Genomic DNA, 16,557 nt, shown 5'->3' with positions numbered 1-16,557 from the left:
TTTCATTTCGCTAAGCCGCGTTATTTACCAGTTTTCCCTTCTTTAAGACGTACAACTTCACCTTCGTAGCGAATGCCTTTACCTTTATACGGCTCAGGTGGACGCACCGCGCGAATGTTCGCGGCAAGCTCGCCAACACGTTGTTTATCCGCACCTTTTACAACGATTTTCGTTTGCGAAGGAACTTCAATTTCTAATCCTTCTTCCGGTTCAATTTCTACCGGATGAGAAAAACCGACGCTAAGGACAAGTTTTTTACCTTGTTTAGCCGCACGATATCCGACACCAACGAGCTCAAGCGCTTTTTCGTATCCTTTCGATACGCCTTCCACCATGTTTGCAAGCAAGCTGCGAGTCGTACCATGAAGCGCACGATGAAATTTCTCATCGCTCGGACGAGTAACTGTGATCATATTATCTTCTACTTTGATAGTCATATCTGGATGAAAAGTGCGAGTTAATTCTCCTTTTGGCCCTTTCACTGTAACGGTATTGCCGTTTACCGTTACTGTTACACCAGAAGGAATTTCAATTGGCTTTTTACCGACACGTGACATGTACAAACACCTCCATTCTTAACAAAATGAATTACCATACGTATGCGATTACTTCGCCGCCAGTTCCTTTTTGACGCGCTTCTTTATCCGTTAAAATGCCTTGCGATGTAGAAAGAATCGCAATTCCTAATCCGTTCAATACACGAGGCACTTCATGCGCTTTAACATAAACGCGCAAACCTGGTTTGCTAATGCGTTTTAAGCCAGTGATTACACGTTCATTATTTGGACCGTATTTTAAGAAAATACGAAGAATGCCTTGTTTGTTGTCTTCAATGTATTCGTAATCACGAATAAAACCTTCGCGTTTTAAAATTTCCGCGATTTCGCGTTTCATTTTCGAAGCCGGTACTTCAAGCTTCTCATGACGTACCATGTTCGCATTACGAATGCGAGTAAGCATATCTGCAATTGGATCTGTCATCACCATTATGTTTTACCTCCTTCCCAATTCGTGGGTTTATTACCAGCTTGCTTTTTTAATGCCTGGAAGTTGACCTTTATATGCTAGTTCACGGAAACAAATACGGCAAAGTTTAAATTTGCGATAAACCGAGTGCGGACGGCCGCAGCGTTCGCAACGGGTATACGCTCTTACTTTAAACTTTGGCGTACGTTTTTGTTTCGCAATCATTGATTTTTTAGCCACGATTTCGCCTCCCTTGCTTTACGGATGGGATTCATTATTTTTGGAATGGCATGCCGAGCAATGTTAAAAGTTCACGTGCTTCTTCGTCCGTGTTGGCTGTCGTAACAATGACGATATCCATGCCGCGCACTTTATTGACTTTATCATAGTCGATCTCAGGGAAAATTAATTGTTCTTTAATTCCTAGCGTGTAGTTACCGCGACCATCAAACGATTTTTTCGATACACCTCGGAAGTCACGGACGCGTGGAAGCGACACGGAAATCAGTTTATCTAAAAATTCATACATACGTTCTCCGCGCAATGTTACTTTCGCACCGATCGGCATTCCTGCACGAAGACGGAAACCAGCGATCGATTTTTTCGCGCGAGTCACAACCGGTCTTTGGCCAGCGATTAATGTTAATTCTTCCACTGCGCTGTCAAGCGCTTTTGGATTTTGTACTGCATCGCCAACACCCATGTTAATGACGATTTTTTCAATTTTTGGGACTTGCATTATAGATTTGTAGTTAAATTTGCTCATAAGAGCAGGTACCACTTCTTTTACATATTTCTCTTTCAGGCGGTTCATAAGAGTACCTCCTTTCTGACATCACGATTATTTATCTAAAATCTCACCGGATTTTTTTGCATAACGTACTTTTTTGCCGTCAACAATCTTATAGCCAATGCGGGTTGGAGTTCCCGTTTTTGGATCTAAAGGCATTACTTTTGATACGTGAATTGGTGCCTCTTTTGTGATAATACCGCCTTGCGGGTTTGCTTGTGATGGTTTCGCATGTTTTTTAACGATATTGACACCTTCAACAATCACGCGGTTTTTCTTAGGAAATGCCGCTAGAATAACGCCTTGTTTCCCTTTATCTTTACCGGAGATTACTTGTACTTTATCACCTTTTTTTACATGCATTGCAGTTCGCACCTCCTTAAAAGGCTTTTCCTGTCCGTTAAATTACTTCTGGAGCTAAGGAAATGATTTTCATAAAGTCTCTATCGCGCAATTCACGAGCAACTGGCCCGAAAATACGCGTACCGCGCGGGCTTTTGTCATCGCGAATGATAACGCAAGCATTTTCGTCAAAGCGGATGTAAGAACCGTCAGAACGGCGAACACCGCGTTTTGTACGGACAACCACTGCTTTTACGACTTGACCTTTTTTAACAACGCCACCTGGTGTAGCATCCTTGACCGTTGCAACGACAACGTCGCCAATGTTTGCATAGCGGCGGCCAGAACCACCTAAAACTTTAATAACAAGCACTTCCCGTGCACCTGAGTTATCAGCCACTTTTAAACGAGATTCTTGTTGAATCATCGACGAAACCTCCTTTCGGAATTATATCACCGAACCAAACCTTGTAATGATTAAACGATAACTGCTTTTTCAACGATCTCCACTAAGCGGAAACGTTTTGTTGCCGAAAGTGGGCGGGTTTCCATAATTTTTACGATGTCGCCGACTTTTGCAATGTTATTTTCGTCATGCGCTTTATATTTTTTCGAATATTTCACGCGTTTGCCGTAAAGCGGATGCTTTTTGTACGTCTCAACAAGAACGGTAATCGTTTTATCCATTTTATCGGATACAACGCGGCCTACGTATACTTTGCGTTGATTGCGTTCACTCATGTCGCAAACCTCCTCTCAAACGTTTATTTATTGGCAGCGATCTCTCTTTCACGGATGATCGTTTTCATACGTGCGATATCTTTACGCACTTGGCGAATGCGTGCCGTGTTTTCCAATTGCCCTGTTGCCAATTGGAAGCGAAGGTTGAATAACTCTTCTTTTAATGCTTTAATTTTTTGTTCAATTTCGGCAGTGGTAAGTTCACGAATTTCCTTAGCTTTCATTTGCTTCACCACCAATTTCTTCGCGTTTTACGAATTTGCATTTAATCGGAAGTTTGTGAGAAGCAAGACGCAATGCTTCACGTGCCACTTCCTCTGAAACACCGCCAACTTCAAACATTACTTTACCTGGCTTAACAACCGCTACCCAACCTTCAGGAGCACCTTTACCGGAACCCATCCGCACTTCCAACGGTTTTGCTGTATATGGTTTAGAAGGGAAAATTTTAATCCAAACTTTACCGCCACGTTTCATATAACGAGTCATCGCACGACGAGCTGCCTCGATTTGGCGGTTGGTAATCCAAGCGGATTCCAACGCTTGCAATCCGTATTCACCGAAATGTACTTCCGTGCCGCCTTTTGCGCGACCTTTCATGCGTCCGCGATGTTCACGACGATATTTTACGCGTTTTGGCATTAACATAATTATTTTCCTCCTTCCTCAGTTTTCTTTTTTGTCGGAAGGACCTCTCCACGATAAATCCATACTTTTACGCCGATTTTTCCGTATGTTGTATCCGCTTCTGCCGTTCCGTAATCGATGTCAGCGCGAAGTGTATGGAGTGGAACAGTTCCTTCGCTGTAATGTTCCGAACGAGCGATATCAGCACCGCCGAGACGACCGGATACCATCGTTTTAATCCCTTTTGCACCTGCGCGCATTGCGCGTTGAATTGCTTGTTTTTGCGCACGACGGAAGGAAACGCGGTTTTCTAATTGGCGAGCAATGTTTTCCGCTACTAGTTTCGCATCTAAATCTGGTTTTTTGATTTCAACGATGTTAATGTGAACACGCTTGCCAGTTAATTGCGTTAACGCTTTGCGGAGCGCTTCTACCTCCGAACCGCCCTTACCGATGACCATGCCTGGTTTAGCCGTATGAATCGTAACATTAACACGGTTTGCCGCACGTTCGATTTCAATGCGAGACACCGCAGCATCTTGCAAACGTTTATTAATATACTCACGGATTTTTAGATCTTCATGTAAAAGGTCCGCATAATCTTTTTCAGCGTACCATCTAGAGTCCCAGTCACGAATAATGCCGATGCGGAGACCGACTGGATTCACCTTTTGACCCACTTATTATCCCTCCTTCTTTTCTGAAACAACGATGGTGATATGGCTTGTGCGTTTATTAATCGCGCTTGCACGTCCCATTGCGCGCGGGCGGAAACGTTTCAGCGTTGGACCTTCGTCCACATATGCTTCCGTAATAACCAGTTTGTTCACGTCCATGTCATAGTTATGTTCAGCATTTGCTACCGCAGATTTTAACACTTTTTCAATAATCGGAGAAGCAGCTTTTGGCGTGTGGCGAAGAATGGCTACTGCCTCACCAACTTCTTTTCCTCGAATTAAATCAATCACTAAACGTGCTTTACGAGGAGCAATCCGGACTGTTCTTGCAACAGCTTTAGCTTGCATGTGTTTAACCTCCTCTCATTAACGTTTTGTTTTCTTATCGTCGCCAGCGTGGCCTCTGAACGTACGTGTTGGCGCGAACTCGCCAAGTTTGTGTCCGACCATGTCTTCCGTAATATAAACCGGTACATGTTTGCGTCCATCATATACGGCAATCGTATGACCAACAAATTGCGGGAAAATTGTCGAACGACGAGACCATGTTTTAATTACTTGTTTTTGTCCTGTCTCATTTAATTTTTCAATTTTTTTCATTAAATGCTCATCACAGAACGGACCTTTTTTTAAGCTGCGACCCATAAATGAACCTCCCTTCGTGATTGTGCTACGGTTCTTAAGAACCGTAGTTCAACCCCGTTATTTTTTACGACGGCGGATAATAAATTTATCCGATTTATTTTTCTTTTTACGAGTTTTAAATCCAAGTGTCGGTTTGCCCCAAGGAGTCATTGGCGATTTACGTCCGATTGGTGCTTTACCTTCACCACCACCGTGCGGGTGATCGACAGGGTTCATAACCGAACCACGAACTGTTGGGCGAATACCTAACCAACGAGCACGACCTGCTTTACCGATGTTGACCAGTTCATGCTGTTCGTTACCTACTTCACCAACTGTTGCCCGGCAAGCACCTAAAATCATGCGCACTTCGCCAGATGCAAGACGAACAATGACATATTTTCCTTCTTTCCCAAGAACTTGTGCGGATGTGCCAGCTGCGCGAACTAACTGTCCGCCTCTTCCTGGTTTCAGCTCGATATTGTGCACAAGCGTACCAACTGGGATATTTTCAAGCGGCAATGCGTTGCCGACTTTGATGTCTGCATTTGGTCCAGACATAATTTCCATGCCTACTTTAAGGTTTTTCGGCGCAATAATATAACGTTTTTCACCGTCTGCATAATGAATTAATGCAATGTTTGCGGAACGGTTTGGATCGTACTCGATTGTAGCAACGCGGCCTGGAATTCCATCTTTGTCGCGTTTAAAATCAATGATACGGTATTGACGTTTATGACCGCCACCTTGATGGCGTACTGTAATTTTCCCTTGGTTGTTGCGACCCGCTTTTTTCTTTAATGGCGCGAGCAACGATTTTTCCGGCTGATCGGTTGTGATTTCTGAGAAATCAAGCACTGTCATGCCACGACGACCGTTGGATGTCGGTTTATATTTTTTAATCGCCATGTTGGTTTCCCTCCTTCGCTTTTAAACTTTATACTTCGAACAGTTCGATCTCTTTGCTGTCTGGCGTTAACGTTACAATCGCTTTGCGGCGACGGTTTGTATAACCGCTGTAACGGCCAACGCGTTTAAATTTCCCTTTATAGTTCATAATGTTGACTTTCGCTACTTTTACGCCAAAGATTTTTTCAACAGCATCTTTTACTTCGGTTTTATTGGCTTTTACATCTACCTCAAACGTGTATTTTTTTTGCGCTGTTAAATTCATGGTATTTTCCGTGATGATGGGGCGCTTAATAATATCGCGAGGATCTTTCATTATGCAAGCACCTCCTCTACTTTCTCCACGGCCGCTTTCGTGATTACAAGCTTATCATGGTTTAACACATCAAGAACGTTAATGCCGTTCGCTGTAATCACAGTAACGCCTGGAATATTGCGCGCAGATAGTGCAACATTTTCATTGACGTCATCTGTTACAATCAGCGCTTTGCGATCAACTGAGAGATTGTTTAAGATTTTTGCCATTTCTTTTGTTTTTGGCGCTTCTAATGTTAAGCTGTCTAAAACAACAATGTTGTTTTCAAGAACTTTAGAAGATAATGCCGATTTAATTGCTAAGCGACGGACTTTTTTCGGCAGCTTATAGCTGTAGCTGCGCGGAACCGGGCCGAATACTGTACCACCACCACGCCATTGTGGAGCGCGAATCGAACCTTGACGAGCGCGACCTGTTCCTTTTTGGCGCCATGGTTTGCGGCCGCCGCCACTTACTTCCGAACGATTTTTTGTTTTATGCGTTCCTTGACGCAGCGAAGCGCGTTGCATAATGACCGCTTCGAATAACACATATTTATTTGGCTCAATACCAAAAACGGAATCGTTCAGTTCAATTTCACCGATTGTTTCTCCGTTCTGGTTATACAATGCTACTTTTGGCATTGGATAGTTCCTCCTTTCCTAGCAAAATGTTATTTTGCTTTCGCTTTTACTGCGCTTTTTACGATCACTAAACCTTTTCTTGGACCAGGTACGTTTCCTTTGATAAGAAGAAGGTTGCGTTCTGGATCCACTTTCACGATTTTCAAGTTTTGGATCGTTACACGTTGTCCACCCATGCGACCTGGCAATTCTTTCGATTTAAATACGCGGTTTGGAGCAATCGCACCCATCGAACCAGGACGACGATGATAGCGAGAACCGTGTGCCATTGGTCCGCGCGATTGACCATGCCGTTTGATTGCGCCTTGGAATCCTTTCCCTTTTGAAATTCCAGTCACATCGACAATATCGCCTTCAGAAAAAATATCTACTTTGACTTCCTGACCAACTTCGTATTCATCGACATTTGCGCCGCGGATTTCGCGGATGAAGCGCTTAGGTGCAGTATTCGCTTTCGCAGCGTGGCCGATTTGTGGCTTATTGGCGCGTTTTTCGCTTAAATCCTCAAAACCTAATTGGATCGCCTCATAACCGTCCTTTTCAATCGTTTTCTTTTGCAATACCACGTTTGGAGTTGCTTCAATGACGGTTACAGGAATTAAATCGCCATTTTCTGCGAATACTTGCGTCATACCGATTTTTCTCCCTAAGATTCCTTTGGTCATTCGTCACACCTCCTGCTTAATTAAAGTTTAATTTCAATATCAACGCCAGATGGCAAATCAAGGCGCATTAATGAATCTACTGTTTGTGGAGTAGGGTTTACGATATCGATCAAGCGTTTATGTGTACGCATTTCGAATTGTTCACGAGAATCTTTATACTTGTGAACAGCACGTAAAATCGTATAAACAGTTCTTTCCGTTGGCAACGGAATCGGACCGGATACTTTTGCGCCGGAACGTTTTGCTGTTTCTACGATTTTCTCCGCAGATTGATCAAGAATTCGATGATCGTAAGCTTTTAAACGGATACGAATTTTTTCTTTTGCCATTGTTTTCCCTCCTTCTTCGCCTATTTTCAAAATAGACATTCTCCATGGAAATTTCCTGCACACTCGCCATGGCAAAGCGACCGGGTGTGTCAGCAACCTTCCACTTCATCGCAGTCAAAGACCAACATTTGATATTATACAGATATGTAAACGGGATTGCAAGCTATTTCTTCGTTTTTCTGCGCACTTCTTAATTATACATAGCTAAATGTCCATTTTCAACCTGTCGAAAAATTGCATAAAAAAACAAGCAGGTTTGCCTTGTGCAAACCTGCTTGTTTTTCTGCCACAGAAGCGCAAGTATATTACTCAATGATTTCAGATACAGAACCTGCGCCTACTGTACGTCCACCTTCACGGATTGAGAATTTTGTACCTTCTTCGATCGCGATTGGCGCGATTAATTCTACTGTCATTTCAACGTTGTCGCCAGGCATAACCATTTCTACGCCTTCTGGAAGCGTGATGATACCTGTTACGTCTGTTGTGCGGAAGTAGAATTGTGGACGATAGTTAGAGAAGAATGGAGTATGACGTCCACCTTCTTCTTTTGTTAAAACGTAAACTTGCGCTTTAAATTTTGTATGTGGTGTGATAGAGCCTGGTTTCGCAAGTACTTGACCGCGTTCTACTTCGTCACGGGAAATACCGCGAAGAAGCGCACCGATGTTGTCACCAGCTTCTGCTTGGTCAAGAAGTTTACGGAACATTTCTACACCAGTAACTGTTGTAGATTTTGGCTCGTCAGAAAGACCAACGATTTCTACTGCGTCACCAACTTTTAGCGTACCGCGTTCTACACGGCCAGTTGCTACCGTACCACGACCGGTGATCGAGAATACGTCTTCAATTGGCATCATGAATGGTTTGTCAATTTCACGTTGTGGAGTTGGAATGTATTCGTCAACTGCATTCATCAATTCAACAATTTTTTCTTCCCATTGCGGATCGCCTTCAAGCGCTTTTAATGCAGAACCTTTGATAACAGGCACTTCATCGCCAGGGAAGTCATATTCAGATAATAGATCACGAACTTCCATTTCAACTAGTTCTAATAATTCTTCGTCGTCTACCATGTCGCATTTGTTCAAGAATACGACGATGTATGGTACACCTACTTGGCGAGAAAGAAGAATGTGTTCGCGAGTTTGTGGCATTGGACCGTCAGCTGCAGATACAACAAGGATCGCGCCGTCCATTTGCGCTGCACCTGTGATCATGTTTTTCACGTAGTCCGCGTGTCCAGGGCAGTCAACGTGTGCATAGTGGCGTTTTTCAGTTTCATACTCAACGTGTGCAGTAGAGATTGTGATACCGCGTTCACGTTCTTCTGGAGCTGCGTCGATTTGGTCATACGCTTTTGCTTCTGCTTTACCTTGTTTAGCAAGAACCGTTGTAATCGCAGCAGTTAACGTCGTTTTACCGTGGTCAACGTGGCCGATAGTACCAATGTTGACGTGTGGTTTCGTACGTTCGAATTTCGCTTTAGCCATGAGAAATATCCTCCTTAAAATTAGAATATAATTTTAATGGTTTATATAAATATAGGATGCCTGGGAACCAATACAGATTGTATTGATTCCCAAGTCTTACATAAGTATTTATAGCGAAACTATGCAGAGAAATCAATTATTCACCTTTATTTTTTTTGATGATTTCGTCTGCAATGTTTTTCGGAACTTCTTCATAGTGGTCAAATACCATCGTGAACGTTCCGCGTCCTTGTGTATTAGAACGCAACGAAGTAGCGTATCCAAACATTTCCGCAAGCGGAACCATCGCGCGGACGACTTGTGCATTACCGCGGGCTTCCATTCCTTCGACGCGTCCGCGGCGGGAAGTGATGTCGCCCATAATATCGCCAAGATATTCTTCTGGAATAATTACTTCGACTTTCATGATTGGCTCAAGCAACACAGGGTCACATTTAGTCGCAGCGTTTTTCAATGCTAAAGAAGCTGCGATTTTAAACGCCATTTCACTCGAGTCGACATCATGGTAAGAACCATCAAATAGTTTCGCTTTAATGTCGACCACTGGATATCCGGCAAGAACCCCGTTTTGCATTGCTTCTTCAAGACCTGCTTGGACTGCCGGTATATATTCTTTCGGAACAACCCCACCGACAATCGCGTTTTCGAATTCGAACCCTTTTCCGCGTTCGTTTGGCGAGAATTCGATCCAAACGTGACCGTATTGACCGCGGCCACCGGATTGACGGATGAATTTCCCTTCCACTTGCGCCGATTTGCGGAATGTTTCGCGGTATGCAACTTGTGGAGCGCCAACATTCGCTTCCACTTTAAATTCACGGCGCATACGGTCAACGATGATGTCTAGGTGAAGCTCACCCATACCAGCAATGATCGTTTGGCCAGTTTCCGGATCTGTCCAAGCACGGAATGTTGGGTCTTCTTCTTGTAACTTTTGCAATGCTTGGCTCATTTTATCTTGGTCTGCTTTTGATTTTGGCTCAATGGCTACGTTAATAACTGGTTCAGGGAATTCCATTGATTCTAATACAACAAGGTTCTTTTCATCACATAGAGTATCGCCTGTTGTTGTATCTTTTAAACCTACAGCTGCTGCGATGTCACCGGCATATACTTTCGAAATTTCCTGACGGTGGTTCGCATGCATTTGTAGGAGACGACCGATACGTTCGCGTTTGCGTTTTGTCGAGTTCATGACATATGAACCAGAATCAAGCGTACCAGAGTACACGCGGAAGAACGTTAATTTACCAACATAAGGGTCTGTCATAATTTTAAATGCTAACGCTGCGAATGGAGCATCGTCTCTTGATTCACGAACAACTTCTTCTTCCGTATCCGGTACAACCCCTTTGATTGGCGGAATATCAACTGGAGATGGCAAATAATCTACGACTCCATCTAACAGCAATTGAACACCTTTGTTTTTAAATGCGGAGCCGCAGAATACAGGGAAGAATTCTACACTGATCGTTGCTTTGCGAATCGCTGCTTTCAATTCTTCTGTTGTAATTTCTTCCCCTTCTAAATATTTCATCATCAGTTCTTCATCTAATTCCGCAACTGCTTCAATAAGCTTGTTGTGGTATTCTTCCGCCATATCACGGTATTCTTCCGGAATTTCAATGCGTTCAATATTTTTGCCAAGTTCATCATGGTAATGGTACGCGCACATTTCGACAAGGTCAATAATGCCGGAGAATTGGTCTTCCGCACCGATTGGCAATTGCACTGGATGCGCGTTTGCTTGCAAGCGGTCATGAAGTGTTTTTACAGAATATAGGAAATCCGCGCCAATTTTGTCCATTTTGTTGACGAATACAATACGTGGAACCCCGTATGTAGTCGCTTGGCGCCAGACTGTTTCCGTTTGCGGTTCTACACCGGATTGCGCGTCAAGAACAGTAATCGCACCGTCAAGCACGCGAAGGGAACGCTCTACCTCTACTGTAAAGTCTACGTGCCCTGGCGTGTCGATAATATTGATGCGATGACCTTTCCATTGCGCAGTTGTCGCCGCAGACGTAATCGTAATCCCGCGCTCTTGCTCTTGTTCCATCCAGTCCATTGTGGCCGCACCTTCATGGACTTCACCAATCTTATGAACGCGTCCTGTGTAGAACAAGATACGCTCTGTTGTTGTTGTCTTACCGGCGTCAATGTGCGCCATAATCCCAATGTTACGAGTGTTTTCCAAGGAGAACTCTCTTGCCATGGTGGTTATTTTCTCCTTCCTTCAAATAAGTATCATGTATAATAATCACGCTCATATAAAACAATTAAAACAATACAAAATCATAGGAATATAGGTATAGGCGGCAAGCTGATTTTGCCACCATCACCTATTTCCCTAATAAAGATCTTTAACTGATCATTACCAACGATAATGTGCAAACGCTTTGTTTGCTTCCGCCATTTTGTGCGTATCTTCGCGTTTTTTCACCGCTGCACCGGTGTTGTTGGCCGCATCCATAATTTCATTCGCAAGGCGCTCTTCCATCGTTTTTTCGCCGCGGAGACGAGCATATTGCACTAACCAGCGAAGCCCCAACGACACACGGCGATCCGGGCGAACCTCAACAGGAACTTGGTAGTTTGCCCCACCGACGCGGCGTGCGCGAACCTCCAAAACAGGCATAACATTTTTTAATGCTTGTTCAAATACTTCCATAGGATCTTTACCCGTACGTTCACGGATAATATCAAATGCCGTGTAAAGAATTTTTTGTGCTTTTGATTTTTTTCCGTCCACCATAATTTTATTGATTAGACGGGTTACTAGTTTCGAATTGTAAATTGGGTCTGGTAGTACGTCTCGTTTTGCAACTGGACCTCTACGTGGCATAGTTTTTCCTCCTTTCAGTAAAAAATCCGATTTACTTTATTATTTTTTCGATTCTTTTGGTTTTTTCGCACCGTATTTCGAACGCCCTTGCATGCGGTTTGCCACACCTGCTGTATCTAGGGCGCCACGAATGATGTGATAACGTACCCCTGGCAAGTCTTTTACACGTCCGCCACGAATTAATACGACGCTGTGTTCTTGTAAGTTATGGCCGATACCAGGGATGTAAGCTGTTACCTCGATACCGTTCGATAAACGAACACGCGCATATTTACGAAGCGCAGAGTTTGGCTTTTTCGGAGTCATCGTACCAACACGTGTACAAACACCCCGTTTTTGTGGTGAAGGAACGTTTGTTTGCACTTTTTTAAAGCTGTTGTATCCTTTATTTAACGCTGGAGATTTGGATTTTACTACTTTTTTCTCGCGCCCTTTACGGACTAATTGGTTAATTGTAGGCATGTTAAATTGTCCTCCTTTCACATATAAACTTAAGCCCACATATCCAGGTGGTTCATTATTTATACAAACAACGTTTTTAAGATAAAAACCGAAATGGTTTTTACCGAAGAATCGCGACAGCAGCTGCTCCTACTTGAATTTTGCACGCTTTGCCAAGCTTTTTCATCGAATCTACTTTCGTAACGGGAACATTAGCCTCTTTCGCTGCTTCCATTACCTTATCAACAATGGATGGATCAGCATCTTCGGCAACGATGACTTCGAGCGCTTTTCCTTCTTTCAGAGCTCTTACTGTTTGTTTCGTTCCAACGACAATCTTTCCAGCCTGTAATACTTTTTCATAAGACATGTAACATATCCTCCAAAGTACCAGGTTTTTGGAACACCTTTGATATACTATCATTTTTGCAAGACATTGTCAACTATATTTTCAATCCATTTAATTTATTGCCAGCAAAGGAGGACCCTCCTTTGCTGGCACCGAGAGATTTATTTGGATGTAACAGCATCGCTTTCTGTTTCTTTCTTCACTACCGGCTTGACTTTACGATAACGAGCCATTCCTGTTCCGGCTGGAACAAGCTTACCGATAATGACGTTTTCTTTTAAGCCGAGCAATTCATCGCGTTTTCCTTTAATCGCCGCATCGGTCAACACGCGCGTTGTTTCTTGGAACGATGCAGCCGATAAGAACGAATCTGTTTCAAGCGATGCTTTTGTAATACCAAGCAGTACCGGACGTGCGGTCGCCGGGCGTTTTCCTTCCAGAAGCGCTTTTTCATTGACGTCTGTAAATTGATGCACATCCAGCAGCGTTCCTGGGAGCACGTCCGTGTCCCCTGCATCAATGACACGCACTTTGCGCAGCATTTGCCGAACCATCACTTCAATATGTTTGTCGCTAATTTCTACCCCTTGCATCCGGTATACTTTCTGTACTTCACGCAGCAAGTATTCTTGAACCGATGTAATGTCGCGGACTCTTAACAGCTGTTTTGGATCGATCGATCCTTCGGTCAGCTCTTGACCTCTCGCTACTTGCTGTCCTTCTTCGACTTTTAGTCTTGCGTTGTAAGGGGCAACATATGAACGCGTTTCAACCTCACCTTTGACAACAATTTCATATTGATGATCACGCGTTTCGCTAATGGAAACAACAACGCCGTCAATTTCCGAAATGACAGCTTGCCCTTTCGGATTCCGCGCTTCAAACAGCTCTTGTACCCGTGGCAAACCTTGGGTGATGTCGTCGCCGGCAACACCGCCTGTATGGAACGTACGCATCGTCAGCTGTGTACCAGGCTCCCCGATCGACTGGGCCGCGATAATACCGACCGCTTCGCCGACTTCGACATCGGCGCCTGTCGCCAAGTTGCGGCCATAGCATTTTTTACATACGCCATGCCGCGTATTGCATGTAAAGGCAGAACGAATCCATACCTCTGTAATCCCCGCTTTAATGATCTCGTTCGCAATATCTTCGGTGATCATTTCATCTTTACGAACGAGTATTTCGCCTGTTTCCGGATGTTTCACCGTTTTTTGCGCATAGCGGCCGACAAGGCGCTCTTCTAATTTGACGATCACTTCTGTGCCGTCTGTTAACGCTCTTGCAAGAATACCGCGGTCTGTACCACAATCTTCTTCACGCACAATCACATCTTGCGCCACGTCGACAAGACGTCTTGTGAGATAACCAGAGTCCGCTGTTTTTAGAGCCGTATCCGCCAGTCCTTTGCGCGCCCCGTGCGTAGAAATAAAGTATTCCAATACCGTTAAACCTTCACGGAACGACGACTTGATCGGCAACTCAATAATGCGTCCTGCCGGGTTGGCCATGAGACCGCGCATTCCGGCAAGCTGCGTAAAGTTCGAAGCGTTACCGCGCGCTCCAGAATCACTCATCATAAAGATCGGGTTGCGTTTATCCAACGATTTCATTAGTCTGTCTTGAATTTTGTCTTTCGCCGCGCTCCAAATCGAAATGACACGTTCATAGCGCTCTTCATCGGTAATTAAACCGCGGCGGAACTGTTTCAATACGGTATCGACTTTCGCTTGCGCTTCGTCAAGAATTTCTTGTTTTTCCGGCAATACTACGATATCAGCGACGCCGATCGTAATGCCAGCTTTTGTCGAATATTGGAAACCTAAATCTTTCATGCGGTCAAGCATCTTCGACGTTTCCGTAATTTTAAACCGCTTGAATACTTCCGCGATAATTTGTCCAAGCACTTTTTTCTTAAACGGCGGTACAAGTTCGCGTTTGCGAATCTCTTCTTTCACATTTACGCCTTTATCAAGGAAATATTTATCCGGCGTCCGTCCCTCAATGTTTTCTGTTGTCGGCTCATTAATGTAAGGGAACGAGTTTGGCAAAATTTCGTTGAAAATCAATTTGCCAACGGTAGTGAGCAATAATTTGTTGTTTTGCTCTTCGGTGAACGTTTCGTTTTTCAATGAGCCGGCATGAACAGCGATGCGCGAATGTAAATGAACATATCCATTATGATAGGCAAGCAACGCCTCATCCGTATCTTTAAATACCATGCCTTCACCGATGGCCCCTTCGCGTTCCATCGTTAAATAATAGTTTCCTAAAACCATGTCTTGCGAAGGCGTAACAACTGGCTTTCCGTCTTTCGGGTTCAAAATATTTTGCGCAGCCAGCATGAGCAAGCGCGCTTCCGCCTGTGCTTCCGCCGAGAGCGGAACGTGAACCGCCATTTGGTCTCCGTCAAAGTCCGCGTTATACGCGGTACATACAAGCGGATGCAAGCGAATCGCGCGGCCTTCGACAAGCGTTGGTTCAAAAGCTTGAATGCCTAAACGGTGAAGCGTCGGAGCACGGTTCAAAAGCACTGGATGCTCTTTAATGACATCTTCTAATACGTCCCATACTTCTGGATGCACGCGCTCAATTTTCCGTTTCGCGCTTTTAATATTATGCGCCAATCCGCGTTCTACCAGTTCTTTCATAACAAACGGCTTAAAGAGTTCGAGCGCCATTTCTTTTGGCAAGCCGCATTGATACATTTTTAAGTTTGGACCGACAACAATAACAGAACGGCCGGAATAGTCGACGCGCTTACCGAGCAAGTTTTGCCGGAAACGTCCTTGTTTCCCTTTTAACATATGGGACAATGATTTTAATGGGCGGTTGCCAGGTCCTGTTACCGGGCGGCCGCGGCGACCATTGTCAATCAGCGCATCAACGGCTTCTTGCAACATCCGTTTTTCGTTTTGCACGATAATATTTGGTGCGCCAAGATCCAATAAACGTTTTAAGCGGTTATTTCGGTTAATTACGCGGCGGTACAAATCGTTCAAGTCCGATGTCGCAAAGCGTCCGCCGTCTAATTGCACCATTGGCCGCAATTCAGGCGGGATAACCGGCAGCACATCAAGCACCATCCAAGCAGGATCGTTGCCTGAGTTGCGGAACGCCTCTAGCACTTCCAAGCGCTTGATAATACGAGCACGACGCTGTCCTTGCGCCGTTTTCAGCTCTTCTTTTAACGTCGCTACTTCTTTATCTAAATCAATATCTTGGAGAAGCTTTTTAATGGCTTCCGCCCCCATGGAAGCTTGGAACGATTGCCCGTATTTTTCGCGATAGGCGCGATATTCTTTCTCGGAAAGCAACTGTTTTTTCTCTAAAGGTGTATCGCCTGGGTCCGTCACCACGTAGGAAGCGAAATAAATCACTTCCTCTAACGCACGCGGCGACATATCCAACACAAGCCCCATACGGCTTGGGATGCCTTTAAAATACCAAATATGTGAAACAGGAGCGGCTAGTTCAATATGACCCATCCGTTCACGGCGGACTTTCGAGCGAGTAACTTCGACACCGCAGCGGTCGCAGACAACACCTTTATAACGTACGCGCTTATATTTTCCGCAATGGCATTCCCAGTCTTTAGTCGGCCCGAAAATGCGCTCGCAAAACAATCCGTCTTTTTCCGGCTTCAATGTACGATAGTTAATCGTTTCCGGTTTTTTTACTTCACCATACGACCAGGAGCGGATTTTCTCCGGTGAAGCGAGCCCGATTTTCATGTACTCAAATTTATTTACATCTAGCAAGGGGTATACCTCCCTCTTTATCCATCGGTTTTGCCTCAATTGTTTGTTTGTTGGATAAC

23 protein-coding genes are annotated in these 16,557 nt (G+C 44.4%); all 23 read right to left on the bottom strand.

Annotated features, from left to right (window positions below):
* Window positions 1-20: 20 nt before the first annotated feature.
* The 23 genes from rplF to rpoC all read right to left on the bottom strand — a co-directional run bounded on the left by rplF (window position 21) and on the right by rpoC (window position 16,498).
* Window positions 21-557 (bottom strand): 50S ribosomal protein L6, encoded by a 537-nt coding sequence (rplF, locus tag HT574_RS18190; protein ID WP_017434007.1) that lies wholly within the window; start codon window positions 555-557, stop codon window positions 21-23.
* 31 nt (window positions 558-588) lie between these two features.
* The gene (rpsH, locus tag HT574_RS18185) at window positions 589-987 is read right to left on the bottom strand and encodes a 30S ribosomal protein S8 (protein WP_017434008.1); all 399 of its coding nucleotides are present in this window, start codon (window positions 985-987) and stop codon (window positions 589-591) included.
* A gap of 33 nt (window positions 988-1,020) precedes the next feature.
* Entirely contained in the window at window positions 1,021-1,206 is a 186-nt protein-coding gene (locus HT574_RS18180; protein ID WP_003247599.1) for a type Z 30S ribosomal protein S14, read from the bottom strand.
* Between the two features lie 34 nt (window positions 1,207-1,240).
* Window positions 1,241-1,780 carry a 50S ribosomal protein L5 gene (rplE, locus tag HT574_RS18175; protein WP_017434009.1) on the bottom strand — a complete coding sequence of 180 codons (540 nt, stop codon included), beginning with the start codon at window positions 1,778-1,780 and terminating at the stop codon, window positions 1,241-1,243.
* 27 nt (window positions 1,781-1,807) lie between these two features.
* Window positions 1,808-2,119, bottom strand: coding sequence for a 50S ribosomal protein L24 (gene rplX, locus HT574_RS18170; protein WP_017434010.1), 312 nt, complete (start codon window positions 2,117-2,119; stop codon window positions 1,808-1,810).
* Between the two features lie 37 nt (window positions 2,120-2,156).
* The gene (rplN, locus tag HT574_RS18165; RefSeq protein WP_175245663.1) at window positions 2,157-2,525 is read right to left on the bottom strand and encodes a 50S ribosomal protein L14; all 369 of its coding nucleotides are present in this window, start codon (window positions 2,523-2,525) and stop codon (window positions 2,157-2,159) included.
* Window positions 2,526-2,575: 50 nt separating this feature from the next.
* Entirely contained in the window at window positions 2,576-2,839 is a 264-nt protein-coding gene (gene rpsQ / locus HT574_RS18160; protein ID WP_003247581.1) for a 30S ribosomal protein S17, read from the bottom strand.
* 23 nt (window positions 2,840-2,862) lie between these two features.
* Window positions 2,863-3,063, bottom strand: a complete 201-nt coding sequence (gene rpmC / locus HT574_RS18155; RefSeq protein ID WP_017434011.1) for a 50S ribosomal protein L29 — start codon at window positions 3,061-3,063, stop codon at window positions 2,863-2,865.
* Complete coding sequence (gene rplP / locus HT574_RS18150) at window positions 3,053-3,487, bottom strand: 50S ribosomal protein L16 (RefSeq protein WP_012748890.1); 435 nt, start codon at window positions 3,485-3,487, stop codon at window positions 3,053-3,055. Before rplP ends, rpmC begins: the two co-directional genes overlap by 11 nt.
* A 2-nt stretch (window positions 3,488-3,489) precedes the next feature.
* A complete protein-coding gene (gene rpsC, locus HT574_RS18145; protein ID WP_017434013.1) occupies window positions 3,490-4,146 on the bottom strand; it encodes a 30S ribosomal protein S3 in 657 nt (218 codons plus the stop codon).
* Between the two features lie 3 nt (window positions 4,147-4,149).
* Complete coding sequence (gene rplV / locus HT574_RS18140; RefSeq protein WP_012748888.1) at window positions 4,150-4,491, bottom strand: 50S ribosomal protein L22; 342 nt, start codon at window positions 4,489-4,491, stop codon at window positions 4,150-4,152.
* Between the two features lie 18 nt (window positions 4,492-4,509).
* Window positions 4,510-4,788 (bottom strand): 30S ribosomal protein S19, encoded by a 279-nt coding sequence (gene rpsS / locus HT574_RS18135; protein ID WP_003247570.1) that lies wholly within the window; start codon window positions 4,786-4,788, stop codon window positions 4,510-4,512.
* Window positions 4,789-4,845: 57 nt separating this feature from the next.
* Window positions 4,846-5,676: a 50S ribosomal protein L2 gene (rplB, locus tag HT574_RS18130; protein ID WP_017434014.1), complete on the bottom strand. Its 831-nt coding sequence runs from the start codon at window positions 5,674-5,676 to the stop codon at window positions 4,846-4,848.
* Between the two features lie 28 nt (window positions 5,677-5,704).
* Complete coding sequence (gene rplW, locus HT574_RS18125; protein WP_017434015.1) at window positions 5,705-5,992, bottom strand: 50S ribosomal protein L23; 288 nt, start codon at window positions 5,990-5,992, stop codon at window positions 5,705-5,707.
* Window positions 5,992-6,615 (bottom strand): 50S ribosomal protein L4, encoded by a 624-nt coding sequence (rplD, locus tag HT574_RS18120; RefSeq protein WP_175245662.1) that lies wholly within the window; start codon window positions 6,613-6,615, stop codon window positions 5,992-5,994. Before rplD ends, rplW begins: the two co-directional genes overlap by 1 nt.
* A 29-nt stretch (window positions 6,616-6,644) precedes the next feature.
* Entirely contained in the window at window positions 6,645-7,280 is a 636-nt protein-coding gene (gene rplC / locus HT574_RS18115) for a 50S ribosomal protein L3 (protein WP_017434017.1), read from the bottom strand.
* 20 nt (window positions 7,281-7,300) lie between these two features.
* Complete coding sequence (rpsJ, locus tag HT574_RS18110; RefSeq protein WP_003247558.1) at window positions 7,301-7,609, bottom strand: 30S ribosomal protein S10; 309 nt, start codon at window positions 7,607-7,609, stop codon at window positions 7,301-7,303.
* 305 nt (window positions 7,610-7,914) lie between these two features.
* Window positions 7,915-9,102 (bottom strand): elongation factor Tu, encoded by a 1,188-nt coding sequence (gene tuf / locus HT574_RS18105; RefSeq protein WP_175245661.1) that lies wholly within the window; start codon window positions 9,100-9,102, stop codon window positions 7,915-7,917.
* A 136-nt stretch (window positions 9,103-9,238) separates the two neighbouring features.
* Window positions 9,239-11,317 (bottom strand): elongation factor G, encoded by a 2,079-nt coding sequence (fusA, locus tag HT574_RS18100; protein ID WP_175245660.1) that lies wholly within the window; start codon window positions 11,315-11,317, stop codon window positions 9,239-9,241.
* Window positions 11,318-11,476: 159 nt separating this feature from the next.
* Window positions 11,477-11,947, bottom strand: coding sequence for a 30S ribosomal protein S7 (gene rpsG, locus HT574_RS18095; protein WP_017434021.1), 471 nt, complete (start codon window positions 11,945-11,947; stop codon window positions 11,477-11,479).
* 39 nt (window positions 11,948-11,986) lie between these two features.
* Window positions 11,987-12,409 (bottom strand): 30S ribosomal protein S12, encoded by a 423-nt coding sequence (gene rpsL / locus HT574_RS18090; protein ID WP_017434022.1) that lies wholly within the window; start codon window positions 12,407-12,409, stop codon window positions 11,987-11,989.
* A 100-nt stretch (window positions 12,410-12,509) separates the two neighbouring features.
* A complete protein-coding gene (locus HT574_RS18085) occupies window positions 12,510-12,758 on the bottom strand; it encodes a 50S ribosomal protein L7ae-like protein (protein WP_017434023.1) in 249 nt (82 codons plus the stop codon).
* A gap of 140 nt (window positions 12,759-12,898) precedes the next feature.
* Window positions 12,899-16,498: a DNA-directed RNA polymerase subunit beta' gene (gene rpoC, locus HT574_RS18080; protein WP_175245659.1), complete on the bottom strand. Its 3,600-nt coding sequence runs from the start codon at window positions 16,496-16,498 to the stop codon at window positions 12,899-12,901.
* Between the last annotated feature and the right edge of the window lie 59 nt (window positions 16,499-16,557).

It is taken from the genome of Parageobacillus sp. VR-IP (assembly GCF_013357975.1).
GTDB classification, from domain to species: domain Bacteria; phylum Bacillota; class Bacilli; order Bacillales; family Anoxybacillaceae; genus Saccharococcus; species Saccharococcus caldoxylosilyticus.
The sequence above is the reverse complement of the archived record's forward strand: the minus strand, read 5'-3'. Positions and strand labels throughout refer to the sequence as shown.